Source organism: Rugamonas sp., from assembly GCF_025354735.1.
Taxonomy (GTDB): Bacteria; Pseudomonadota; Gammaproteobacteria; order Burkholderiales; family Burkholderiaceae_D; genus Rugamonas.
Window position 1 is genome coordinate 1 of sequence record NZ_JANXMI010000325.1, and the last position, 23,018, is coordinate 23,018.

The following is a 23,018-nucleotide window of genomic DNA, read 5'->3' on the forward strand; positions in this document are numbered from 1 at the left end:
GTAAATTGTTAAAGAACTTTATTCGGCACTGCCTGCAACCGGGCTTTCAACCCTTGACAAAGCGTTTTGTTTGTCAGCCGCGAAGAAGAAAGAGTATGAAGCGTTTGAAGCATTTCGTCAACCCCTTCTTTTTACTACCGAACCGTTTCTGGTTCGCCCCGTTCGCCGTATTTACATACCGTTTTGCGGGGAGGCGAACTATAGCAAAGGGCTGTGGAGCTGACAAGCTTAAATCCGAAAAAAGATGCACAGCAGCGTAAAATGGCGGTTTCCCCGTCCGAAACCGCGTCATGACCATCCTGCTCACCACCCTCAATGCCCGCTACACCCACGCTTCGCTGGGATTGCGCTATCTATTGGCGAATATGGGCGAGCTGCAAGCGCAGACGGCGCTGCAGGAATTCGTCCTCGGCGCGAAGACGACCGAAGTGGTCGAGAGCATCCTGGCGCACCAGCCTAAGATCGTCGGATTCGGTATCTATATATGGAACGTCGAAGAAACCACCAAAGTCGTCGCGATGCTCAAGCGCGTGGTGCCGCAGGTGGTGGTGGTGCTGGGCGGGCCGGAAGTGTCGCACGAGCCGGGCGAACAGCACATCGTCCAGCTGGCGGACTATCTGATTACCGGCTGGGGCGATGTCACCTTCCCCAAGCTGTGCGGCGAAATCCTCAGCGGTCCGAAGCCGATCATGAAGATCCACGCCGGCGTGCAGCCGCCGATGGCCGAGATCAAGCTGCCCTACTCCTTGTATAGCGACGACGATATCAAGAACCGCACTCTCTATGTGGAGGCGTCGCGCGGCTGCCCGTTCAAGTGCGAGTTCTGCCTGTCGGCGCTGGACAAGACGGCCTGGCCGTTCGCGCTCGACGGCTTCCTGGCGGAGCTCGAATCGCTCCATGCGCGCGGCGCGCGGCTGTTCAAATTCGTCGACCGCACCTTCAACCTGAATATCAAGACCAGCCTGAAGATCATGCAGTTCTTCCTCGATAAGCTGGAAGCGTATCCGGACGATCCGGTCTACGCCCACTTCGAGCTGGTGCCCGACCATCTGCCGGACGCGCTGAAGGAAGGCATCGCCAAATTCCCGCCCGGCGCGCTGCAATTCGAGATCGGCATCCAGAGCTTCAACCCGGCGGTGCAAGCGCTGGTCAGCCGCAAGCAGGACAACCAGAAGGCGGCCGACAATATCCGCTGGCTCACCGAGCAGTCGAACGCCCATATGCACGTCGACCTGATCGCCGGCCTGCCCGGTGAAACGGTGGAGAGCTTCGCCGAAGGCTTCAACAAGCTGTGGGCGCTCAAGCCGCACGAAATCCAGTTCGGGATACTGAAGCGCCTGCGCGGCACGCCCATCATCCGCCACACCGCCGAATTCGGCCTCGTGTTCGAGCCCTATGCGCCGTACACCATCCTGGCCAACAAGGACATCGACTTCCAGACCATGCAGCGGCTGGTGCGCTTCGCCCGCTACTGGGACCTGGTCGCCAACTCCGGCCGCTTCGGCCACACGGTGCCGGTGCTGCTGGGCGAGACGCCGTTCCAGAACTTCATGGCCTTCGCCGACTGGCTCTACGCGCACACCGACGCCACCCACCGCATCGCCCTCGACCGCCTCGCCGCGATGGTGTCGCGCTGGCTGCAAACGCGGGGCATGGACAAGTCGGCGGCCGACCAGCTGCTGGCCAGCGACTACGCCGGCCGCAACGAATCGGGCTCCAGGGTGAAACCGGCCAGCGTGCCGGCGCCGGCCGCGCGCGCCGAGTCGGCGGCGCCGCTGCGCCAGGCGCGCCATCTGGCGGCCTGACGCCACACGGCGCGAACATCGGTAGCGGTCCGGGCCAAAGTCACTTAAACTGGTGTAATGCCACTTTCACAAGAGCCCACCCTCACTCTCACACCGGATGCAGCCCAGCGGCCATCGGTCAGCGCCGGCGGCACCTGGCAAGTCCACGCGCTGGCGCACGGCGGGGCGATGGCCACCATCACGGCGTTTTTAAAAACGCTGGGCGATGCGCCTAACATGGCGTGGGACTTGTCGGCCATCGACAGCCTCGATCACATCGGCGCCCAGGTGCTGTGGAACGCCTGGGGCAAAAGCCGCCCGCCGGCGCTGCGCCTGGCGCCCGAGCAGGAGGAGTTCTTCAAGCGCCTCGAATCGACCGGCAATCTGCAATTGCAGCACCACCGCAAGCAGCGCCTGACCGCCGTGATGAAGCTGGGCTTCTCGATGCTGTCCTTCTTCGAGCATCTGCAGGCGATCACGAAACTGGTCGGCCAGGTCACCCAGGACCTGTGGCGCTTCGCGCGCCAGCCGATGCGCGGACCGTGGCGCGAAATCTCCGCCAATATTTTTCACGCCGGCTTCCAGGCGCTGGGCATCACGGCGCTGGTCGGATTCCTGATCGGCGTGGTGCTGTCGTATTTGTCGGCCCAGCAGCTGCGCAACTTCGGCGGCGACATCTATCTGGTCAACCTGCTCGGCATGAGCATCATCCGCGAACTGGGGCCGCTGCTGGCGGCGATCCTGGTGGCCGGCCGCTCCGGCTCCTCCATCACCGCGCAGCTGGGCGTGATGCGCGTGACCGAGGAACTCGACGCCATGCTGGTGATGGGCATCTCGCACGGCTTCCGCCTGGTGCTGCCCAAGGTGCTGGCGTTGGCGGTGTCGATGCCGCTGCTGGTGATCTGGACCGACGTCATGGCCCTCATCGGCGGCATGGTGTCGGCCAAGCTCGAATTGAACATGTCGCCGCTGTACTTCTTCGAAAAGCTGCCCGACGCCGTGCCCCTGGCGAACTACATGATAGGCCTGGGCAAGGGCGCGGTGTTCGGCATGCTGATCGCGCTGGTGTCCTGCCACTTCGGCCTGCGCATCGAACCGAACACGGAAAGCCTGGGGCGCGGCACCACCACCTCGGTGGTCACCGCCATCACCGTCGTGATCCTGGCCGACGCGGTGTTCGCCATCGTCTTCAACGGCGTGGGGTTCTGATGGACGACGCCCGCGTTTCTTCCTGCGGCGCCGACGGCGAACTGACGCTCGATGGCAGCGTGCCGGTGGTCGAGATTACCGGCCTGTGGACCAAGTTCGGTCGCACCGTCGTGCATCAGGATTTGAACCTGACCATCGAGAACGGCGAAATCCTCTCCATCGTCGGCGGCTCCGGCACCGGCAAGACGGTGCTGCTGCGGCAGATGCTGGGACTGGAGCGGCCGGCGCGCGGCTGCGTGCGCGTGTTCAACGAGGACATCAGCCTGGCCGACGCCGCCCACCTGCAGCAGCTGCGCAACCACTGGGGCATGCTGTTCCAGGAGGGCGCGCTGTATTCGGCGCTGACGGTGTTTGAAAATATCGCACAGCCGATGCTGGAACTGCACGCGCTGCCGCCGGAGCTGATCCGCGACGCCGTGCTGCTGAAGATGAACATGGTGGGACTGGGGCCGGAGCACGCCAACAAGATGCCGTCCGATTTGTCGGGCGGGATGGTCAAGCGCGCGGCGCTGGCGCGCGCGCTGGCGCTGGAACCGAAGCTGTTGTTCCTCGACGAGCCGACCGCCGGCCTCGATCCCGACCGCTCCGAAAGTTTTGTGTCGCTGATTAAATCGCTGCACCGCGAACTCGGTCTGACGGTGGTGATGGTGACCCACGATCTCGATACCCTGTTCGCGCTGTCGACGCGGATCGCGGTGCTGGCCGAAAAACACGTGATCGCCATCGGCCCCACGCGCGAGGTGGTGCAGGTCGACCATCCCTTCATCAAAAAATTCTTCCTCGGCGCGCGCGGACGGCGCGCGCTCGAAGCGCTCGACACGCCCAACGACTGGCAGGACGCCGACCAATCGGCCCACAACGCATACGAAGCGGAGCTCTGATGGAAAACAGATCGCATGCCCTGATGACCGGCTTCTTCACGATCACGCTGCTGATCGCGACGGTGCTCTTTGGCCTCTGGTTCAACCGCGACCGCGTGCAGCGCGTGCCCTACCAGATGGTGACGACGCTGCCGGTGCCGGGCTTGAACGCGCAGGCGTCGGTGCGCTATCGCGGCCTCGATGTGGGCAAGGTCGCGGCCATCGGCTTCGATCCGAAAGTGACGGGGCAGATCCTCGTCACGCTCAACATCAACCCTGATGCGCCCATCACCAAGACCACCTACGGCACCCTCGGCTACCAGGGCGTGACCGGCATCGCCTACGTGCAGCTCGACGACGACAGCACCGGCTCGCCGCGGCTGGCCACCGACGCCGATAATCCGAGCCGCATTCCGCTGCGTCCCGGCCTGTTCGACCAGCTCGAATCGCGCGGCAAGCTGATACTGGCGCAGACCGAGGATGTGACGGCGCGCCTGAGCACCCTGCTCAGTCCCGAGAACCAGAAGATCATGCTGGCCGCTTTCGCCGACGTCAGCGCCACGGCCGACGCCTACCGCGATCTGCCGCGCCAGATGCAGCCGACCATCGCGCGCCTGCCGGCGCTGATGGAGCAGAGCGACGCCGCGCTCAAATCGGTGACCGCCTTCGCCAACGACGCCACGCGCCTGACCAGCAATTTGCAGGCGCCGGGCGGCGCCATCGATAAGCTCAACGGCACCGTCGACCGAGTCGGACTGGCGCTCGATTCGGTCACCGACGGCTTGCAGCTCGACGCGCTGCCGCATGTGATTTCGTTGAGCGACGAGGCGCGCTCCTCGATCCGCGCGCTGAAAAACACCGCCAACAATTTGAACGACCGGCCGCAGAGTATTCTGTTCGGCCCGCCCACCACGCCGCCCGGACCGGGCGAAGCCGGCTACGCGGCACCGACCAAATGAGGACCACCGTGCATCCACTTCCGACCCGCCGCGCCGGCATCGCCGCCACCGACCGCGCCGCCAGCATCATCGGCATCGCCCGCGCCGGGCGCGCCATCGCGGGCCTGATCGTCGCCGCCGGCCTGGCCGCCTGCTCCACGCCCGGTCCGACGCCGACCGAATTCGATTTCGGCCCGCTGCCGCAACGGGCCGCACCGGCCGGCGCCGCGGTCAGCGCTACGGCCAATGCCTCGGCTAACACTTCGGCCGCCGCGCCGACGCCGATGGCGGCCGTCGTCATCGTCGACGTCAGCGGCCCGGCCACGCTAGACACGCAGCGCATGTACTATCGGCTGCTGTACGCCGACGCCCAGCAGTCGCACCCGTATGCCTACAACAATTGGAACAGCACGCCTTTGCAACTGCTGACGCTGCGCCTGAAGGCGCGCGTGGCGCAAGCCGGCGTGAAAGTGCTGTCGCCGACCGACGCCAGCGTCGGCATGGCGCTGTTGCGGGTCGAGGTCGACGACTTCGGCCAGTACTTCGACAGCGCCAGCCACAGCAGCGGCCAGATCAACCTGCGCGCGTCGGTGTTCCGCGGCCATCGCCTGCTCGACCAGCGCAGCTTCCGCCGCAGCAGCCCGGCCGGCAGCGCCGACGCCGCCGGCGGCGCGCGCGCACTGGCCGACGCCACCGACGCGCTGGCCGACGACATCCTGGCGTGGATGGCCGCGCTGCCGCCGCAATGAGCAGGTGAAGGTGCCCGCGCATCAACGAATCAACGAATCGGCGTATCGCCGCATAACCGTATAAATCATTTATATCGATCTGTCACTTGCCTAATCCCGTCCCCCGTCCCGTGCTCAACCGCGCCGCCGTCGTCAGCAAACCCTCGCCGGTGGCGCGCGCCGCGCTGCTGGCCTATGTGCTGCTGATCGTCTACGCCAGCTGGTATCCGTTTTCCGGCTGGCGCGACCTGGGCCTGTCGCCGCTGATCTTTTTGCAGCATATCGACCTGCCGCGCTACTGGACCAAGTTCGACGCCATCACCAACATCATCGGCTACATCCCGCTGGGCCTGCTGATCGTCTACGGCCTGTATCCGCGCGTGCAGGGCTGGGCCGCGTTCGCGCTGACGACGGCGCTCGGCCTGCTGTGCTCCGGCACCATGGAGGCGGTGCAGACTTATCTGCCGAGCCGCGTGTCATCCAACCTCGACTTTTACACCAACGCCGTCGGTTGCAGCGTCGGCGCCGTGCTGGGCGTGCTCACGGTGCGCAAGCTGCTGGGGCAAAGCCATCTGTACCGGCTGCGGCGCCACTGGTTCAGCCCCAACGCCAGCCAGGGCCTGGTGCTGCTGGCCCTGTGGCCGCTGGCGCAGATCTATCCGCAGGGCTTTTTGTTCGGCCTCGGCCAGCTGCTGCCGATCTTGTCGGACTGGCTGTCGGAACTGCTCGACATGAGCATCGACCTGGCCGGCCTGGTGCGGCCGGACGCCGACCTGACGCCGGAACAGTACTGGCTGTCGGAAACCATCATCACGGCCTGCGGCATGGTCGGCGCCGCGCTGTCGCTGCTGTGCGTGCTGCGCAGGCCGGCGCCGCGCGCCGCCCTCGTCATCGCCATGGTCGGCGCGGCCATCGTCGCCAAGGCGATGGCGTCGGCGCTGCTGTTCTCGCCCGACAATGCCTTCGTCTGGATCACGCCGGGCGCCGAGGGCGGCTTCCTGATCGGCGCCATCATGCTGGCCGGGCTGGCGTTCGCGCCGCACGCGGCGCAGCGGCGGGTGGCGGCGCTGGCGCTGATGCTGAGCCTGCTGATCGTCAACACCACGCCGGCCAACCCGTATTTCGTGGCGACGCTGCAAACCTGGGTCCAGGGCAAATTCCTCAACTTCAACGGCGCGGCGCAATTCCTGTCGCTGCTGTGGCCGTTTGTCGCGCTGTGGTTTTTGCTGCTGCCCTCGCACAAGCTGCGCCGCTCCTGAGCGCGGCCGCCGCCGTGCCACGATCGGGCGCTGCCTGTATCATGACGGCTGATACCACCGACGAGGCGACACCATGAGCGACACCCCCTATTTCAAGCACCATGTGTTTTTCTGCCTGAACCAGCGTGACGACGGCCGCAGCAGTTGCGGCGAGCACCACGCGCTGGAGGCGCAAAAGCACGCCAAAAAACGCTGCAAGGAACTGGACCTGAACGGCCACGGCAAGGTCCGCATCAACCAGGCCGGTTGCCTGGACCGCTGCGAAGAAGGCCCGGTGCTGGTGGTCTACCCGGAAGGCACGTGGTACACCTATGTCGACACCAGCGACATCGACGAAATCGTCGACAGCCACCTGGTCAACGGCAAGGTCGTCGACCGTTTGAAAATCTGAATCCCCCACTACTATGAACAAAACTGAACAATTCATGCTGGCGGGCTACGCCGGCCAGATGGAAGGCGTGATCGACCACCCGGACCAGGCGCCGCGCGGCATCGCGCTGGTGGCCCACCCGCACCCGCTGTACGGCGGCACCCTAGACAACAAGGTGGCGGCCACGCTGGCGCGCGCCTTCGCCAGCCTGGGCTACGTGACGGCCCGCATCAACTTCCGCGGCGTCGGCAAGTCCGAAGGCGTGCACGACCACGGCATCGGCGAGACCGACGACATGCATCTGCTGCTGTCGCACATGCAGCGCCAGTATCCGGGCCTGCCGGTGGCGTTGTCGGGCTTTTCCTTCGGCACCTTCGTGATGGCGCGCTTGCAGGAACGCCTGATTACGGCCGGCAACCGGGCCGAGCGCCTGGTGCTGGTCGGCGCGGCCGCCGGCAAGTGGGCCATGCCGCCGATACCGGCCAACACCATCCTGATCCACGGCGAGCTCGACGAAACCATCCCGCTGAAGGACGTGCTCGACTGGCTGCGGCCGCAAGACATACCCGTCATCGTCATCCCCGGCGCCGACCACTTCTTCCACCGCAAGCTGTCGCACATCAAGGGCTGGGTCACGCAGCTGTGGGGTGGCCAGGTCGAAACGGACGCCGCAAGCGCCGATTGAGGCTCTATAATTAGCGCTGTTTTTTCGGCGGCCGCGCCACCCGCGCGGCCGCCGCATCGCCACCAGCCCGACCACGACCACAACGTAGACGCGCCTCCTCACCCATTTCTCTTACGCAGACCCGCTTCCCATGAAAAAACTTATCGCGGCACTGGCCTCCAGTGTGTTGTTGATGTCCGCCGCCGTCGCGCAAACGCTGCCGGCGCCGAACATCGCCGCCAAATCCTGGCTGCTGCTCGACGCCACCAGCGGCCAGATCATCGCCTCGCAAGACCCCAACGCCCGCATCGAACCGGCCTCGCTGACCAAGATCATGACGGCCTACGTCGTGTTCGAGGCGCTGCGCGACAAGAAGATCGACCTGAACCAGATGGTCACCGTGTCGACCAAGGCCTGGAAGGTCGACGCCAGCAGCTCGAAAATGTTCATCGACCCGGCCACGCCGGTCAAGATCAACGATTTGCTGTACGGGCTGATGGTCCAGTCCGGCAATGACGCGGCCGTCGCCCTGGCCGAAGCCGTCGCCGGCGACCAGGACGCCTTCGTCGTGCTGATGAACCGCGAAGCCGAGCGCATGGGCCTCAAATCGACCCACTTCGCCAACCCGCACGGCCTGCCCAGCCCGGACAATTATTCGACCGCGCAAGACCTGGCCATGCTGGCCAAGCACGAAATCCAGGACTATCCCGAGTTCTACAAGATCGACTCGGTCAAGAGCTTCACCTACAACAAGATCACGCAGCCGAACCGCAACCGCCTGCTGTGGCTGGACCCCACCGTCGACGGCCTCAAGACCGGCCACACGGAAGCGGCCGGCTATTGCATGATCGCGTCGGCCCACCGTCCCAACGGCAGCGGCGAGCGGCGCTTGATCTCCGTGGTGGTCGGCACCACGTCCGACCAGGCCCGCACCCAGGAAAGCCAGAAGCTGCTGAACTGGGGCTTCCAGAATTTCGACACGGTCAAGCTGTATGCCAAGGGCCAGTCCATCGCCGCGCCGGAAATCTGGAAGGGCACCAAGAACACCGTCAAGATCGGCTTCGCGAGCGATGTGATGGTGACCGTGCCCAAGGGCGTGGCGGCGAAGATGAAGCCGGTGCTGGAACGCAAGGACCCGCTGGTCGCGCCGCTGGCCGAAGGCGGCCGCGTCGGCTCGCTGAAGATGATGGTCGACGGCAAGCCGCTGCTGGAACTGCCGGTGGTGGCGCTGGAACCGGTGGCGCAGGCGTCGATCTTCGGCCGCGCCTGGGATTCGATGCGCTTGTGGTTGAAGTAAGCGGCTGCACAAGCGGCTGAAGCGCGCCACGGCGCGCGAACGGCAAAAAGCCCGCGATGCGGGCTTTTTGCTTTTAACTTCGGTCCCTGGCTGCTTGCTTATCCGTCCACCGTGTGGTGCAGCGCATCCTGGGCCCATTGGAAGGCGGTGGCGCCGATCTCGCCCAGGCTGTCGGCCGACAGGCCCAGCCCGGTCGCCACGTCCATCGCGCGCTCGACCTTGTTGCGCTCCAGTAGCAGCGCCAGCATCAGGTAGGGCGCGTACGGCCCTTCGCTTTTCAGCAGCACCTCGCGGATTTCGTCCGACAGGTGCATCTTGTCGAGGATGGTCGCCAGCGACACCCCCATCAGCACGTCGAACAGCGACAGCAGGCCGACCAGGAACAGTTCGTCGCGCTGCACCTGCGACAAGCTCCCGGCCGACGCCAGCTCCAGGAAACGGGCCCGCGTCAGCGCCACTTCCAGCAGCACCTCGTCGCGGTCGCGGTTGCCGCCGCCGCCGAGGCGGAACATCGACACCGTCAACCCGCGGTACAGCTGGTTGCGGCCCAGCACCATGAAGGCCTGGTGCAAGCTCGTCACCTTGCTGCTCTGGCCGTTGATCGGCGCGTTGGCCCACTGCAGCACCTGCAAGGTCATGCCGGGATCGCGCTTGGCCACCTCGATCATGTCGGACAGCTCGGCATCCATGCGCAGCAGGTTGAGCAGTTCTATCGAGGTCACGCGGCTCTGGTCGATCTTGGCGTCGGGATCGACCTTGTCGTTGGTGACCAGGAAGTGTCCCATGAAGTAATCGCCGCCGAAGGCCGCGCACATGCGCTGCTCGTCCCACGAATCGATGCCGCCGATCAGCAGCTTGAGGGCCGGATGGGCGGCGCGCAACTGGCGCGTCAGGTTCTGGAATTCGGCCACCGTGTGCTCGTTCAGGTTCAGCACGGCGACCTCGCAGACGGCCAGCAGCGGCGCGTCGGCCGGCGCCAGCGTCACGCCGTGCAGCGCGACCTGGGCGCCGCTGGCGCGCAGCGCGCTCATGCGGGCGGCCAGCTGCGCCGGGTCCAGCGTGGTGTGGCCCCGTTCGAGCACGAAGATGGTGTGCGGCGCGGCCACCGGCAGGTGGCGCTGGAACAGCACGGCGTCCGCGCTGATCGGCACCAGGGCCACGCGGCGCTGGGCGAACTCGGCCAGGCCGGTGGCGGCCAGCGCGTCGAAGAACAGCGCCTCGGGCAGCGCGTGGCGGCTGCTGTCGGACGGCGCGCCGAAGCGGTAGCCGCACAGGCGCAGGCGCTGGTCGACGATTTCACTGCGCACCAGGATGACGGCGACCGGATGGGCGGCCGCCACGGGCGCGGCGGCTGTCGCGGCGGCCGGCGGGGCCGATGGCGTGGTGGCCGGCGGTGCCGACTTGCGTTTTAAAAATGAGAAAAAACCCACGAAACTCCTCCATCGTGCAGCAACGGTACTGCGGTGTGACGCTGCAACCGTGCAGGACCTTGGCGATCATACAATAAAGTAGTGCTTGAAATCATCATCTAACGGAAAATTTCAGGCCCGCGCCGGCCGCCGCGACGGCGGGCTAGTCGTTATAATCAGCGTCGCCGCCGCTCCGGCGGCCTCCCCCTTATCACTTCGCGCCGAAAGCCCGCCATGACCGCAGCCTCCTCCGACCTGACTTGCCCCTCCCTCCCCACCAGCGCGCAAGGACCGCGGCTGTCGCGCATCGTCGCCGGCATGTGGCGCATGAACGAGTGGAATATGACGGTGGCGCAGCGCGTCGACTTCCTTGAACAGTGCCTGGCGCTGGGCGTGAGCAGCTTCGACCATGCCGACATCTACGGCGGCTACGGCGTCGAAGCCGTGTTCGGCGCGGCCCTGGCGGCGCAACCGTCGCTGCGCGCGCGCATGCAGCTCGTCAGCAAGTGCGGCATCAAGCTGCTGTCGGATGCGCGGCCCGCGCACACCATCCAGCATTACGACACCAGCGCCGGGCACATCGTCGCCTCGGTCGAGCACTCGCTGCGCCAGCTCGGCACCGACCGCCTGGACTTGCTGCTGATCCACCGTCCCGATCCGCTGATGGATTTCGATGAAGTGGCCGACACCTTCGGCCGGCTGCGGCGCGACGGCAAGGTGCTGCATTTCGGCGTTTCCAATTTCAGCCGCCACCAGTTCGAGAGCCTGCACCGCCGCATCGCACTGGTGACGAACCAGGTCGAATTCTCGCCGCTGTGCACGGCGCCGCTGTTCGATGAAACCTTCGACGGCTTGCAGGATCTGGGCGTGGCGCCGATGATCTGGTCGCCGCTGGCCGGCGGCCAGCTGTTCAAGGGCGGCGACCAGGCCGGCGAACGGCTGCGCGCGGTGATCGGCCAGGTCGCCGAGGAGGTCGGACAATCGTTCGCCAGCGTGGCCTACGCCTGGATCATGCAACTGCCATGCAAGCCCTTGCCGCTGACCGGCAGCGGCCGCATCGAAGCCATCGCCGACGCCGTGCGGGCGACGCAGTTTTCGCTCAGCCGCAGCCAGTGGTTCGAGATCCTGCGCGCCGCGCGCGGCCATGAAGTGGCCTGACCTGCCTTAACGCGGCGGGCCGCATGCGCGCCGGCCCGTCAATCCGTGTAGACCCGCGGCGGCGCGATGCCGCGCCAGCCGCGCAGCCACGCCAGGTTCAGCGCCAGCGTGACGACGATGTAGAGCGCGAAGAACAGCGCGAAATACCGCGTTTGCAGCCAGGCCAGCAAGCCGACGTTGACCACCAGCAGCGCCAGCGCGCCCCAGCTCTTGCTCTGCTTGGAGCTGGGGAAGCGCAGCGTCGACACCATCAGGCTGCCGACGCCGACCAGCAGCAGCGCCAGCAGGCCGGCCTGCCACACGGTGGCCGCCGGCGCCGGCCACGCCACCACCACCGACGCCACGCAGGCGGCGCCGGCCGTAATCGGCATGCCGACGAAATAGCGCGGGTCGGTGCGGCCGACGTTGACGTTGAAGCGGGCCAGGCGCATCGCGCCGCAGGCGACGAAAAAGAAGCTGGCGATGCCGCCCACGCGCAGCAGCATGGCCGGCTGGTGCGCGCCCAGCTGCACGAAGCCGTAGCAGTACAGCAGCACGGCCGGCGCGCAACCGAAATTCATCACGTCGGCGATCGAATCGAGCTGCATGCCGAAATCGGAACTGGTGCCGGTGGCGCGGGCGACGTAGCCGTCGAGCGCGTCGAACACGCCGGCCAGCACCAGCAGCGCGGCGGCCATGCGGTAGTCGCCGGGATTGCCGACGACGGCGTTGTCGACCGACATGACGATGCTGGCGAAGCCGCAGGCGATCGACAGCAGGGTGACGGCGCTGGGCAGGGCGAACTTGGCGCGCGCGAGACGCGGGTGCAGGATGGACATCGGTGGCGGCAATCAAAAATACGGCGATGGAAACGCGGCGCCCGGCGGGAGCCCGGCCATTTTACCCGCCGCCGCGCGCTTTGGTCCGCCACCCTGGTTCTGTATCAAGTCTACATAGCGCTACATCAATGCAATCTGGCTTAGAATCGGCTCATGGCTCATCCGTTAGGCCCTCCACGCCAGACCGATATCGACAGGAGCATTCCATGGCCTCACGCTGCTTACTTCCCCTGCTCTTAGTGACGGCGCTGCTGTCGGCCTGCGGCGGCGGCGACAACAACCCGGCCAGCACCGTCGTCACGGCGACGCCGCCGGCCTCGCTGACCCAGTTGCCCGGCGCGCCGGCGAGCACCGGCGCCACCGCCACCGACGGCTACAACTGGTTCAACTACCGGCGCGCGATGGTCGGCCTGCCCCTGCTGGCGCGCAACGCCCAGCTCGACACGGTGGCCCAGGGCCACGCCAGCTATCTGCGTCTGAACAACACGGTCAGCCACGATCAGACGCCCGGCGCGCCCGGCTACACCGGCGCCCAGCTGGCGGACCGGCTGGCCGCCGCCGGCTATGCGCTGGTCAAGCCCTACGCTTACGGCGAAGTGATCTCGGCCACGTCCAACACGTCCGGCTTTTACCAGGCCGATGAGCTGGTGGCGGCCATTTACCACCGCTTCGTCATCTTCGAGCCGGTGTTCAAGGAGGCCGGCGCCGGCGCCGCCACCGCCAGCGGCGGCTACACTTATTTCACCTGCGACCTGGCCGCCAGCAACGGCTACGGTCCCGGCATCGGCAGCGGCACGCTGGTCAATTATCCTGTCGCCGGCCAGACCATGGTGCCGACCAGCTTCCTGAGCGATAACGAAACGCCGGACCCGGTGCCGGGACAAAACCAGGTCGGCTATCCGATCAGCGTGCACGCCAACATCACCGGCACGCTGACGGTGCAAAGCTTCACCGTGCGCGCGCACGCCGGCGGCGCCAACCTGGCGGTGCGCCAGCTGAGCCACGACGTCGACAGCGAAACGCCGCTCTCGGCCGCCGCCATCATCCCGCTGGCGGTGCTGGCCGCGGCCACCACCTACGACGTCGCGTTCTCCGGCCAGGTCGACGGCGTGGCCGTCACGCGCAACTGGTCGTTCACGACGCAATAGGCGCGGCGGCGCCGACGGTTGTGGCAGGACAACTGCGTCGAGCTCTGCTATCGTAGCGCTTCCACCGTCCCGCGCTCCAGGAACCGCCATGCACCCTCTCCGCGATAGCGTCCCGCCGCTCGCCACGCTCGCCACCGACGAAGGCCTGACCAGGCTGATGGGCGACCGCGCGCTGTATCTGCAACTACTCAAGCGCTTCCGTCACGACTATCAGGCCGCCGTCACGCGCATGCGCCAGCAGCTGACCCTGGGCGACGCGGCGCTGGCCTGGCGCCTGGCCCACACGCTCAAGGGCGCGGCCGGCATGATAGGCGCGCACGCCGTGCATGCGCAGGCGCTGGAACTGGAGTCGGAACTGGCGCGACCGTCGGTGGCGGCCGAAGCCAGTCTGGCGCGGCTGGGCGAGGCGCTGCGCGAGCTGCTGGACCGCATCGACGAATTGCTGCCGCCGCACGCCGACGAGACTGAGGGACAGGAACAGCAGCCACATCAGTCGCCGCCGCCGCCGGCCACGCCGGTGCTGCTGCGCCGGCTGGCGCAACTGTTATTCGACGGGGATGGCGAGGCGATCGATGTGCTGGAACAATCGGCCACCGTGCTGGCGGCCAGCCTGGGCGTGGAGCGCTACCAGGCGGTGGCGGCGGCGGCCCATGAGTTTGATTTCGAAGGCGCGCTCGAAGCCCTGACGCCGGCGCTCTGAGCGGCCGGCGCCGGCCCGCTGTGTGAGCGGCGGCCAGCGCGGCATCGCGCGGCGGCGGCGTCAGCGCGTGTACAGATCTTCTTCATCGAAGGCGTCGGCGCATTCCTTGCCGCAGAAACGGCGCACGCTGTCGAGTGGCTTGTCGCAATACCAGCAAGCCCCTTTCGGCGGCAATATTTTGCGCGTGCGGACAGCAGGCGGCATCTCCGGCGGCGCGCCGCTGGGCCGCTCTTCCGGCACGCTCTCTTGTATCGGTTCCAAGATTCCTTCCTTTCCCGGCAGTCCATCCAGTCTCGTAGCAAGGTTACTTCAGCGGAATATCGCGGGCATGATAATTGTCAAAGGCCCGCCGCCTGTGGCGGCGATGACACGCGGCGGCGGGCCGCCATGGCCGTCCCTCATCGCAGTTTAGGCGCCATTGAGCGGGTCCGCCGCACCGCCAATTGCGGCCCGCTTGCTCATCAGCATACACTTAGACCGGGGCTGCGCCGCAGCCGTGCACGATGAAATATTTTTTTATGGGAAAGCGGGCGCCGATAGCATCGGCGCCCATTCCGGGCACAAAAAAGCCCGCTGGCCGGGCAGGCAGCGGGCTCGATACGTGGCGCGTGGCGCGGACCGTCGCCTACACTTTTTTGACGAATTCCGATTTCAGGCTCATGGCGCCGAAGCCGTCGATCTTGCAGTCGATGTCGTGGTCGCTGTCGACCAGGCGGATGTTCTTGACCTTGGTGCCCATCTTGACGGTGCCGCCCGAACCCTTCAATTTCAAGTCCTTGATGACGGTGACGGTGTCGCCGTCTTGCAGCACATTGCCGGCCGCGTCGCGGTAGACCTTGGCGCCGTCGGCCGCCTCGGCCGCCTCGGCCGACTGTGCGCTCCATTCATGGCCGCATTCAGGGCAGACCAGCTGGCCGCCGTCGTCGTAAGTCAATTCGGAACTGCACTGCGGGCAGGGAGGGAAGGCGCTCATGGGGAATCCTGGTTGGACGGAAAAGGCCGCAGTATACCGCCTGCCATCCCAGCGGCAGCGGCCTCGCCCGCTTTATTTTCCGATGCAAAAACGGCTGAAGATCACGCCCAGCAAATCGTCCGACGAAAACGCGCCGGTGATGCTCGACAGCTGGAGCTGGGCCAGCCGCAGCTCCTCGGCGAACAGGTCCAGCGACTGGTCGTTCTGGGCCGCGTGCTCGCCGGCGCGGGCCAGGTGGCCGCCGGCGTTTTTCAGCGCGATCAAATGCCGCTCGCGCGCCAGGTACAGCGACTCGCCCGTCTGCTGCCAGCCGGCGATGCGCAGCAGCTCGGCGCGCAGCAGGTCGATGCCGATCTGCTCGTGCGCCGACAAGTAGACGTGGGTGGCGTCGGGCATGGCTTCGACGGCCGGCTTGTGGCCCGACAAATCGATCTTGTTCCAGATCCGCAGCACCGGCACGCCGGGCGGGAAGGCGGCGACGATGGCCTCGTCGGCGCGCGAGGGGCCGTGGTCGGCGTCGAGCAAATGCAGGATGACGTCGGCCTTGCCCACTTCGCCCCAGGTGCGTTCGATGCCGATGCGCTCGACCAGGTCGACGCCGTCGTCGAGGGCGCGGATGCCGGCCGTGTCGATCACGTTCAGCGGGATGCCTTCGATCTGTATCGTCTCGGTGACCTTGTCGCGCGTGGTGCCGGCGATCGGCGTGACGATGGCGACGTCGGCGCCGGCCAGCGCGTTGAGCAGGGACGACTTGCCGACGTTGGGCTGGCCGACCAGCACCACGTTCAAGCCTTCGCGCAGCAGCGCGCCCTGGGCCGCCTGGCGGAACACGCGCTCGAGCGATTCGACGATGGCGGCCAGCTGGCCGCGGGCGTCCGATTTTTCCAGGAAGTCGATTTCCTCCTCCGGGAAATCGAGCGTGGCCTCGACCAGCATGCGCAAGCCGGTGACGCCGTCGACCAGCGCGTTGACCGTCTTCGAGAACGCGCCCGACAGCGATTGCGAGGCCGATTTCGCCGCCGCCTCGGTGGAGGCGTCGATCAGGTCGGCCACGGCCTCGGCCTGCGCCAGGTCGAGCTTGTCGTTCAGGTAGGCGCGGCGCGTGAATTCGCCCGGCTCGGCCAGCCGCAGGCCGATGGCGGCGCCCGCTTCGAGCACGCGCGCCAGCAACAGTTGCAGCACGATGGGGCCGCCGTGGCCTTGCAGTTCCAGCACGTCTTCGCCCGTGTAGGACTGCGGTCCCTTGAAGTGGATGGCGATGCCCTGGTCGATCAGGCCGCCGTCGGCCTGCTTGAACGGCAGATAGGTGGCGTGGCGCGGCTGCAGCGTGGTGGCACCGAACAGCGCCGTCATCAGCGCTTGCAGATTCTTGCCGGAGGCGCGCACGACGCCGATGCCGCCGCGCCCCGGTGCGGTGGCGATGGCGGCGATGGGGGAGGAATCGAGATTCATGGGAGCATTCTAAATGAGCGGGGCGAAATAAAAAAAGCCCGCGCTCGGCACGGGCTTTTTTGCAACAGCTTGGTCAGCTTACGCGGCGGCGGCGGCCGGGGCGAATTTCTTCGAGATCACGTACTGCTGCAGGATCGACAGCACGTTGTTGACGACCCAGTACAGCACCAGGCCGGACGGGAAGAAGAAGAACATCACCGAGAACGCCAGCGGCATGAACAACATCATCTTGGCCTGCATCGGATCGGCCGGGGCCGGATTCAATTTGGTGGTGATGAACATCGAGATCGCGTACAGCACCGGCAGGATGAAGTACGGGTCCGGCGCGGTCAGGTTGGTGATCCAGCCTATCCACGGCGCGTTGCGGATTTCCACCGACGCCTGCAGCACGCGGTACAGCGCGATGAAGACCGGCATCTGCACCAGGATCGGCAGGCAGCCGCCCAGCGGGTTGATCTTCTCGGTCTTGTACAGTTCCATCGTGGCCTGGTTCATCTTGGCCGGGTCGCCCTTGTGGCGCTCGCGGATGGCCTGCATCTTCGGCGTCACCAGCTTGACCTTGGCCATGCTCTTGTAGCCGGCCGCCGACAGCGGGAAGAAGGCCAGCTTGATGAGCACCGTGAAGGCGATGATGGTCCAGCCCCAGTTGCCCAGCGCGCCGTGGATCTGTTCCATGATCCAGAAGATGGGCTTGGCGATGATGGCCAGGTAACCGTAGTCCTTGACCAGCACCATGCCCGGCGCCACTTTTTCCAGCAGCTGCGATTCCTGCGGTCCCGAATACAGCTCGGCCGTGTTCGACACGGTGGCGCCCGGCGCGATCGTGCCCAGCGACTGCACGGTGCCGATGGCGTAGACGTTGGTGTCGACGCGCTTGGTGAAGATTTCGCGCGTCAGCTTGTCTTGCGGCACGAAGGCCGACACGAAGAAGTGCTGCGAGATCGCGATCCAGCCGTTGTCGGCCTTCACGGGATGGTCCTGCACCATCGGCTTGCCGGTTTTTTCCGCTTCGTCGGCGGCCTTGCCCAGCGAGTCGAACTTCAGCGTTTCGTACTTGCCGGCGTCGGTGTACAGGGCCGGGCCGGTGAAGCTGCTGTTGAAGCGGGTGTCCGTGGCCGGCTTATTGCCGTCGTGTTCCAGCTGCAGATACAGCTGCGGCGCGACCGGCTTGTCGCCGACGTTGGCGACGTCGTGGCGCACGCCGATGACGTAGTCGCCGCGCTTGAAGGTGAAGGTCTTGGTCAGCTTGACGCCGCCCTGGGTCGCTTCCAGCACCAGTTGCACCTGATTGCCGTCGGCCAGCGTGCGCACGCCCGGCAGGGCGGTGAAGCCGGTGGTGTGGTTGGGCAGGTCGGCCGCGCCGACCAGGCCGGTCTGGGCCAGGTAGACGTTGTTGGCTTCCTTGTCGAACAGCACCTGGTGCTTGGTGGCGTCGACGCCGTCCTTGAACTGCAACAGCTCCAGGCGCACGATGGTGCCGCCCAGGGTGTCGATGTCGGCTTTCATGACGTCGGTGGTGACGGTGATGCGCTCGCTCTTGAACGGTGCGGCGCCGGCGGCGCCCGGGGTGGCGGTGGCGACGGCCGTGGCGCCGGCGTTCGGCAGGGCCGACGGCGCGTTCGGGGCCGCTTTCACCAGCGGTGCCGGTGCGAACATGGACGGTTGGCCAGTCGACACGCGCCAGTTGTTCCACAGCATGAACAGTGAAAGCGCAAACACGATCCACAGGATGGTACGTTTATTGATATCCATTAGGGCATTTATCAGGAGTGGTTGCAACCGCAAGCGGTCGTAGGGGAATTACTCGTCTTGGCGGGCGGCACCAGGTCGACGCCGCCGTCGTTCCACGGATGGCATCGGCACACGCGGCGCGCCGCCAGCCAGCCGCCGCGCGCCGCGCCATGCACCTTGATCGCTTCGAGCGCGTAGTTCGAGCAGCTGGGATGGAAGCGGCAACTCGGCCGCATCAGCGGACTGATCGTCAGCTGATAGGCGCGCAACAGGAAGGTCAGCAGTGTGCTCATGGCGCTGCGGGAGGAATCCGGGACTCGGTTTTAATGTCGGCCGGCGCGTCGGTCGATGCGTCGGACGATGCGTCGGACGAATCCGGCGCGACGGCCTTGGCCCGAGCTTTCGGCACGGACCGGGCGGCCGGCTTGAGCGCGGGCTTGGCCCCGGACTTGGCTGCCGCCTTGGCCGCCTTCATCGCCACCTTGCGCGCCGCGTCCTGCTTCGCCAACGCTCTGGCGACGGCGGGCGTGACCGGCACGTAGGGCGGCGCCAGCGTGGCGGCGGCCTTGCCGTTCTGCGACGCGAACAGCCGCGCCAGCTCCAGGCGCAGTTGCGCCTTCAGCTGCGCGGTGGTGGCCGGGCCGTCCTTGCTGTTGACCGGGCGCGCCAGGCGCACCACGCAATCGATGGCGGGCAGGCCGGTGGTCCGGAACAGCTCGCGCGTGACGCGCTTGATCGTGTTGCGCGTGGCCGCGCGCGGCGCAAAGCGCTTGGCCACCACGACGCCCAGCCGCGCATGCGGCAATTCGTTCAAACGGGTGTACAGCACAAAGTGCGCCGATTTTTGCGCCGGGCGCAAACGAAAAACGGATGAAAATTCATCCGTTTTAACGATACGCCGAACGCGCGCGAAGTCGTGGGAACCTTCGCCTGTCGAGCCGTTAGAAATACAGCTGTCCACGCGATCAGCGGGCAAGAGCAGCTGGCTTATACAGCCAGACGCTTGCGGCCTTTGGCGCGACGTGCGTTGAGCACATCACGGCCGCCACGGGTGGCCATACGAGCGCGGAAGCCGTGCGTGCGCTTGCGGCGCACTACGGAAGGTTGGTAAGTACGTTTCATGTTGGTCTCGCTAAAAAGCAAAAAAAATGCAAAATCGGGTTTGACGTCCCGTCAGTTTTTGGTGCCAATGACATTTCGCGCACCCATGCCAACGCTCCGGCACAAGCTGGGTCCATCTCATCGCCCGCTGATATCCACGCTTACTCCATATTGACGTACAAGTGAATAAACACGGAATACGGGCGGGGAACCCTGAATTATCGGCATTTCGGTCCCGCTTGTCAATAAGCAGTTCGCACTGGATGCACCCGGCAGGGCTTTTCGGCCGCCCCGGTGGCGTGAAAATAAGCATCGTGCCTGTGGATAACTTTGCCCGGCGAGAGTAGAATAGCGCGTTACGTGTGGCGAGCCCCTGCGTCGCAATGCCGCAAAAACGGCGCGCCGGGGGCAGTATCGATACGCCCTCCCACACCTTTTCACAGTAGACGATTCATGGACAATTTCTGGCAGACCTGTTCCGCGCAGTTGGAGCTGGAGCTGACGCCGCAACAATTCAGCGCGTGGATAAAACCGCTCATCCCCCTCGATTACGAGGGCGGCAAGTTGCGCCTGGCCGCTCCCAACCGCTTCAAGCTGGACTGGGTCAAGACCCAGTTCGCCAGCCGCATCACGGCGCTGGCCTGCCAGTATTGGGAAGCGCCGACCGAAGTGCAGTTCGTGCTCGACCCGCGCCTGTCGGCGCCGAAAAAGCCGGCCTCGGTGACGCCGGTGCCGGACACCAACGGCGGCGTGCCGAGCGGCAACGCGCGCATGGCCGACCCGGTGCCCAGCGTGCCGGAACTGCCGGCCTCGACCGCGCCGCGCCGCGAGCAGAGCCGCATCAACACCGACCTGACCTTCGACAGCTTCGTGACCGGCAAGGCCAACCAGCTGGCCCGCGCCGCCGCGATCCAGGTGGCCAACAATCCGGGCGTGTCGTACAACCCGCTGTTCTTCTACGGCGGCGTCGGCCTCGGTAAAACCCACTTGATCCACGCCATCGGCAACCAGGTGATGGCCGACCAGCCGGGCGCCAAGATCCGCTACATCCACGCCGAGCAATATGTGCGCGACGTGGTGACGGCCTACCAGCGCAAGGGTTTCGACGATTTCAAGCACTACTATCATTCGCTCGACATGCTGCTGATCGATGATATCCAGTTCTTCGGCGGCAAAAGCCGCACCCAGGAAGAATTCTTCTACGCGTTCGAAGCGCTGATCGCGGCCAAGAAGCAGATCATCATCACCTCGGACACCTATCCGAAGGAAATCACGGGCATGGACGACCGCCTGATCTCGCGCTTCGACTCCGGCCTGACGGTGGCCATCGAACCGCCGGAACTGGAAATGCGGGTCGCCATCCTGCTGAAAAAAGCCAAGCAGGAAGGCGTGACCTTCTCGGACGACGTGGCCTTTTTTGTCGCCAAGCACCTGCGCTCGAACGTGCGCGAGCTCGAAGGCGCGCTGCGCAAGATTCTGGCGTACTCGCGTTTCCACGGCAAAGACATCACGATCGACATCGTCAAGGAAGCGCTGAAGGACTTGCTGTCGGTGCAGAACCGCCAGATTTCGGTGGAAAACATCCAGAAGACGGTGGCCGACTTCTTCAACATCAAGGTCGCCGACATGTATTCGAAGCGCCGCCCCGCGAACATCGCGCGGCCGCGCCAGATCGCCATGTATCTGGCCAAGGAGTTGACGCAGAAGAGCCTGCCGGAAATCGGCGAGCTGTTCGGCGGCCGCGACCACACCACCGTGCTGCACGCGGTGCGCAAGATCGCCCTCGACCGCACCAAGAACCCGGAGTGCAACCACGAGCTGCACGTGCTGGAGCAGACGCTCAAAGGTTGAGCAGCGTCGCCCCGAAGCGGCAGCGCCGGCGCTTCGGCGGCGCTGCGCTCGCTGGCACCCCGCAAGGGGCTGGTCTGGACGCCGGTTTGCCTTTATGATTTGGCAAATCGCCCGGACCACCCGACAGGCTGCTCACGAGGCATCCATTGTTAAATATGTATCGTTGAATTTTACGAATTTTACTATTGAGGATAAATATGCAATTGGTCAAAACCACCCGTGATACGCTGCTGCGACCGCTGCAAATCGTGAGCGGTATTGTCGAGCGTCGGCACACCATGCCGATTCTGGCCAATATCCTCATACGCAAGGAAGGCGAAAGCGTGTCCTTCCTGTCGACCGACACCGAAGTGCAGATCACGACCAACGCCAACATCGGTTCCGGCGCCGACGTGGCCGGCACCACTGTGGCGGCCCGCAAGCTGCTCGACATCCTGCGCGCGCTGCCGGAATCGGGCGACGTGACGATGACGCTGCTCAACAAGCGCCTGACCGTGCAGACCGGCAAATCGCGCTTCGCGCTGCAAACCCTGGCCGCCGAGGAATTCCCGACCGTGCAACAGGCCGAGAGCTACAACGCCACCGTCACGCTGCCGCAGAAGACGCTCAAGCACCTGTTCAACATGGTCCACTTTTCGATGGCCCAGCAGGACATCCGCTACTACCTGAACGGCTTGCTGCTGGTCCTGGACGGCAACAAGGTCATCGCCGTGGCCACCGACGGCCACCGCCTGGCCTTCTGCCAGGTGGAGACGGAGCAATCGTTCGAGCGCCAGGAAGTCATCATCCCGCGCAAGACCATCATCGAACTGCAACGCCTGCTCGAAGAAAACGACGAGCCGGTGCAATTGGACATCGCGGCCAACCAGGTCAAGCTGACCTTCGCCGACATCGAGCTGATCTCCAAGCTGGTCGAGGGCAAGTTCCCCGACTACACGCGGGTCATCCCGAAAGGCTATAAAAACGAATTCACCATAGGCCGCGATGAGCTGCTGCGCTCGCTGCAACGGGCCGCCATCATGACCAGCGACAAGTTCAAGGGCGTGCGCTGCATCATGACGCCGGGCAGCATGAAAATCAGCTCGACCAACGCCGACCAGGAAGAAGCCGTCGAAGAACTGGAAATCGACTACGGCGGCGACAGCGTCGACATCGGCTTCAACGTCACCTACCTGCTCGACGTGCTCAACAACCTCAAGTGCGACCAGGTCAACATCGCGCTGGGCGACTCCAATTCGTCGGCGCTGATCTCGATCCCCGACAACGCCGACTTCAAATACGTCGTCATGCCGATGCGCATCTAAGCAATCCTGAAGTGAGCGCACGCCGCCCGCAGTCCCGGGGCGGCGTCGCGGTATTTTGAAATTCCCAGTAATTCGTTATTTGAGAAAGCAGTCCATGTCCGCCATCCCAGAAGAGAATCCAGTCCCGGCAGTTCCGGCCCCGAGCGAAGAGTACGGCGCCTCCTCCATCCAAATCCTGGAAGGCCTGGAAGCGGTGCGCAAGCGCCCCGGCATGTACATCGGCGACACCTCGGACGGCACCGGCCTGCACCACCTGGTGTTCGA

23 protein-coding genes and 1 pseudogene are annotated in these 23,018 nt (G+C 65.4%); 15 read left to right on the forward strand and 9 right to left on the reverse strand.

Features of this window, described 5'->3' with window-relative positions; all coding sequences use genetic code 11:
- The 10 genes from Q0S71_RS26925 to Q0S71_RS26970 form a co-directional block, all read left to right on the forward strand.
- Positions 1 to 260: hypothetical protein (locus Q0S71_RS26925; protein ID WP_296002723.1), on the forward strand; the 260-nt coding region annotated here is incomplete at its 5' end.
- A 30-nt stretch (positions 261 to 290) separates the two neighbouring features.
- Positions 291 to 1,805 carry a DUF4080 domain-containing protein gene (locus Q0S71_RS26930; RefSeq protein ID WP_296002725.1) on the forward strand — a complete coding sequence of 505 codons (1,515 nt, stop codon included), beginning with the start codon at positions 291 to 293 and terminating at the stop codon, positions 1,803 to 1,805.
- A 57-nt stretch (positions 1,806 to 1,862) separates the two neighbouring features.
- Positions 1,863 to 2,993 carry an ABC transporter permease gene (locus tag Q0S71_RS26935; RefSeq protein WP_296002728.1) on the forward strand — a complete coding sequence of 377 codons (1,131 nt, stop codon included), beginning with the start codon at positions 1,863 to 1,865 and terminating at the stop codon, positions 2,991 to 2,993.
- Positions 2,993 to 3,874, forward strand: a complete 882-nt coding sequence (locus Q0S71_RS26940; protein ID WP_296002730.1) for an ABC transporter ATP-binding protein — start codon at positions 2,993 to 2,995, stop codon at positions 3,872 to 3,874. The genes Q0S71_RS26935 and Q0S71_RS26940 overlap by 1 nt, the downstream gene beginning before the upstream one ends.
- Entirely contained in the window at positions 3,874 to 4,812 is a 939-nt protein-coding gene (locus Q0S71_RS26945; RefSeq protein ID WP_296002734.1) for an MlaD family protein, read from the forward strand. The genes Q0S71_RS26940 and Q0S71_RS26945 overlap by 1 nt, the downstream gene beginning before the upstream one ends.
- Before the next feature lie 8 nt (positions 4,813 to 4,820).
- Positions 4,821 to 5,540 carry an ABC-type transport auxiliary lipoprotein family protein gene (locus tag Q0S71_RS26950; RefSeq protein ID WP_296002736.1) on the forward strand — a complete coding sequence of 240 codons (720 nt, stop codon included), beginning with the start codon at positions 4,821 to 4,823 and terminating at the stop codon, positions 5,538 to 5,540.
- Positions 5,541 to 5,626: 86 nt separating this feature from the next.
- Positions 5,627 to 6,778, forward strand: a complete 1,152-nt coding sequence (locus Q0S71_RS26955) for a VanZ family protein (protein ID WP_296002738.1) — start codon at positions 5,627 to 5,629, stop codon at positions 6,776 to 6,778.
- A 73-nt stretch (positions 6,779 to 6,851) separates the two neighbouring features.
- A complete protein-coding gene (locus tag Q0S71_RS26960) occupies positions 6,852 to 7,169 on the forward strand; it encodes a (2Fe-2S) ferredoxin domain-containing protein (protein ID WP_296002741.1) in 318 nt (105 codons plus the stop codon).
- Between the two features lie 13 nt (positions 7,170 to 7,182).
- A complete protein-coding gene (locus Q0S71_RS26965) occupies positions 7,183 to 7,833 on the forward strand; it encodes an alpha/beta hydrolase (RefSeq protein ID WP_296002742.1) in 651 nt (216 codons plus the stop codon).
- A gap of 130 nt (positions 7,834 to 7,963) precedes the next feature.
- Positions 7,964 to 9,109, forward strand: a complete 1,146-nt coding sequence (locus Q0S71_RS26970; RefSeq protein ID WP_296002745.1) for a D-alanyl-D-alanine carboxypeptidase family protein — start codon at positions 7,964 to 7,966, stop codon at positions 9,107 to 9,109.
- Positions 9,110 to 9,207: 98 nt separating this feature from the next.
- Here the strand turns inward: Q0S71_RS26970 and Q0S71_RS26975 are convergent, their stop codons facing one another.
- Positions 9,208 to 10,539 (reverse strand): EAL and HDOD domain-containing protein, encoded by a 1,332-nt coding sequence (locus Q0S71_RS26975; protein ID WP_296002748.1) that lies wholly within the window; start codon positions 10,537 to 10,539, stop codon positions 9,208 to 9,210.
- Between the two features lie 213 nt (positions 10,540 to 10,752).
- On the opposite strand from Q0S71_RS26975, the gene Q0S71_RS26980 reads away from it, so the two are divergent.
- Positions 10,753 to 11,676 (forward strand): aldo/keto reductase family oxidoreductase, encoded by a 924-nt coding sequence (locus Q0S71_RS26980; RefSeq protein WP_296002750.1) that lies wholly within the window; start codon positions 10,753 to 10,755, stop codon positions 11,674 to 11,676.
- A 38-nt stretch (positions 11,677 to 11,714) separates the two neighbouring features.
- On the opposite strand, the gene pssA is transcribed toward Q0S71_RS26980, so the two are convergent.
- Positions 11,715 to 12,494 carry a CDP-diacylglycerol--serine O-phosphatidyltransferase gene (gene pssA / locus Q0S71_RS26985; protein WP_296002753.1) on the reverse strand — a complete coding sequence of 260 codons (780 nt, stop codon included), beginning with the start codon at positions 12,492 to 12,494 and terminating at the stop codon, positions 11,715 to 11,717.
- Between the two features lie 206 nt (positions 12,495 to 12,700).
- Here pssA and Q0S71_RS26990 point away from each other — a divergent pair, with 206 nt between their 5' ends.
- Both Q0S71_RS26990 and Q0S71_RS26995 read left to right on the forward strand, forming a co-directional pair.
- Positions 12,701 to 13,642 (forward strand): CAP domain-containing protein, encoded by a 942-nt coding sequence (locus Q0S71_RS26990; protein WP_296002755.1) that lies wholly within the window; start codon positions 12,701 to 12,703, stop codon positions 13,640 to 13,642.
- Positions 13,643 to 13,730: 88 nt separating this feature from the next.
- Positions 13,731 to 14,342, forward strand: a complete 612-nt coding sequence (locus tag Q0S71_RS26995) for an Hpt domain-containing protein (protein WP_296002758.1) — start codon at positions 13,731 to 13,733, stop codon at positions 14,340 to 14,342.
- 60 nt (positions 14,343 to 14,402) lie between these two features.
- Here Q0S71_RS26995 and Q0S71_RS27000 read toward each other — a convergent pair whose 3' ends face one another.
- From Q0S71_RS27000 to rpmH, 7 genes and pseudogenes are all read right to left on the reverse strand, one after another.
- Entirely contained in the window at positions 14,403 to 14,603 is a 201-nt protein-coding gene (locus Q0S71_RS27000; protein ID WP_296002761.1) for a hypothetical protein, read from the reverse strand.
- A 364-nt stretch (positions 14,604 to 14,967) separates the two neighbouring features.
- On the reverse strand, positions 14,968 to 15,315 hold the full coding sequence (locus Q0S71_RS27005) for a zinc ribbon domain-containing protein YjdM (protein ID WP_296002762.1): 348 nt from the start codon (positions 15,313 to 15,315) through the stop codon (positions 14,968 to 14,970).
- A 72-nt stretch (positions 15,316 to 15,387) separates the two neighbouring features.
- Positions 15,388 to 16,767 (reverse strand): tRNA uridine-5-carboxymethylaminomethyl(34) synthesis GTPase MnmE, encoded by a 1,380-nt coding sequence (mnmE, locus tag Q0S71_RS27010; RefSeq protein ID WP_296002764.1) that lies wholly within the window; start codon positions 16,765 to 16,767, stop codon positions 15,388 to 15,390.
- A 78-nt stretch (positions 16,768 to 16,845) separates the two neighbouring features.
- Entirely contained in the window at positions 16,846 to 18,519 is a 1,674-nt protein-coding gene (gene yidC, locus Q0S71_RS27015; RefSeq protein WP_296002767.1) for a membrane protein insertase YidC, read from the reverse strand.
- Between the two features lie 11 nt (positions 18,520 to 18,530).
- Positions 18,531 to 18,791: a membrane protein insertion efficiency factor YidD gene (gene yidD / locus Q0S71_RS27020; protein WP_296002771.1), complete on the reverse strand. Its 261-nt coding sequence runs from the start codon at positions 18,789 to 18,791 to the stop codon at positions 18,531 to 18,533.
- Positions 18,792 to 19,072: 281 nt separating this feature from the next.
- A pseudogene (gene rnpA, locus Q0S71_RS27025) lies at positions 19,073 to 19,447 on the reverse strand (ribonuclease P protein component); the annotation flags it as partial.
- Positions 19,448 to 19,485: 38 nt separating this feature from the next.
- A complete protein-coding gene (gene rpmH, locus Q0S71_RS27030) occupies positions 19,486 to 19,620 on the reverse strand; it encodes a 50S ribosomal protein L34 (protein ID WP_010401996.1) in 135 nt (44 codons plus the stop codon).
- 432 nt (positions 19,621 to 20,052) lie between these two features.
- Here rpmH and dnaA point away from each other — a divergent pair, with 432 nt between their 5' ends.
- Complete coding sequence (gene dnaA / locus Q0S71_RS27035) at positions 20,053 to 21,450, forward strand: chromosomal replication initiator protein DnaA (RefSeq protein ID WP_296002820.1); 1,398 nt, start codon at positions 20,053 to 20,055, stop codon at positions 21,448 to 21,450.
- Positions 21,451 to 21,647: 197 nt separating this feature from the next.
- A complete protein-coding gene (dnaN, locus tag Q0S71_RS27040) occupies positions 21,648 to 22,754 on the forward strand; it encodes a DNA polymerase III subunit beta (RefSeq protein ID WP_296002823.1) in 1,107 nt (368 codons plus the stop codon).
- Positions 22,755 to 23,018: the final 264 nt, after the last annotated feature.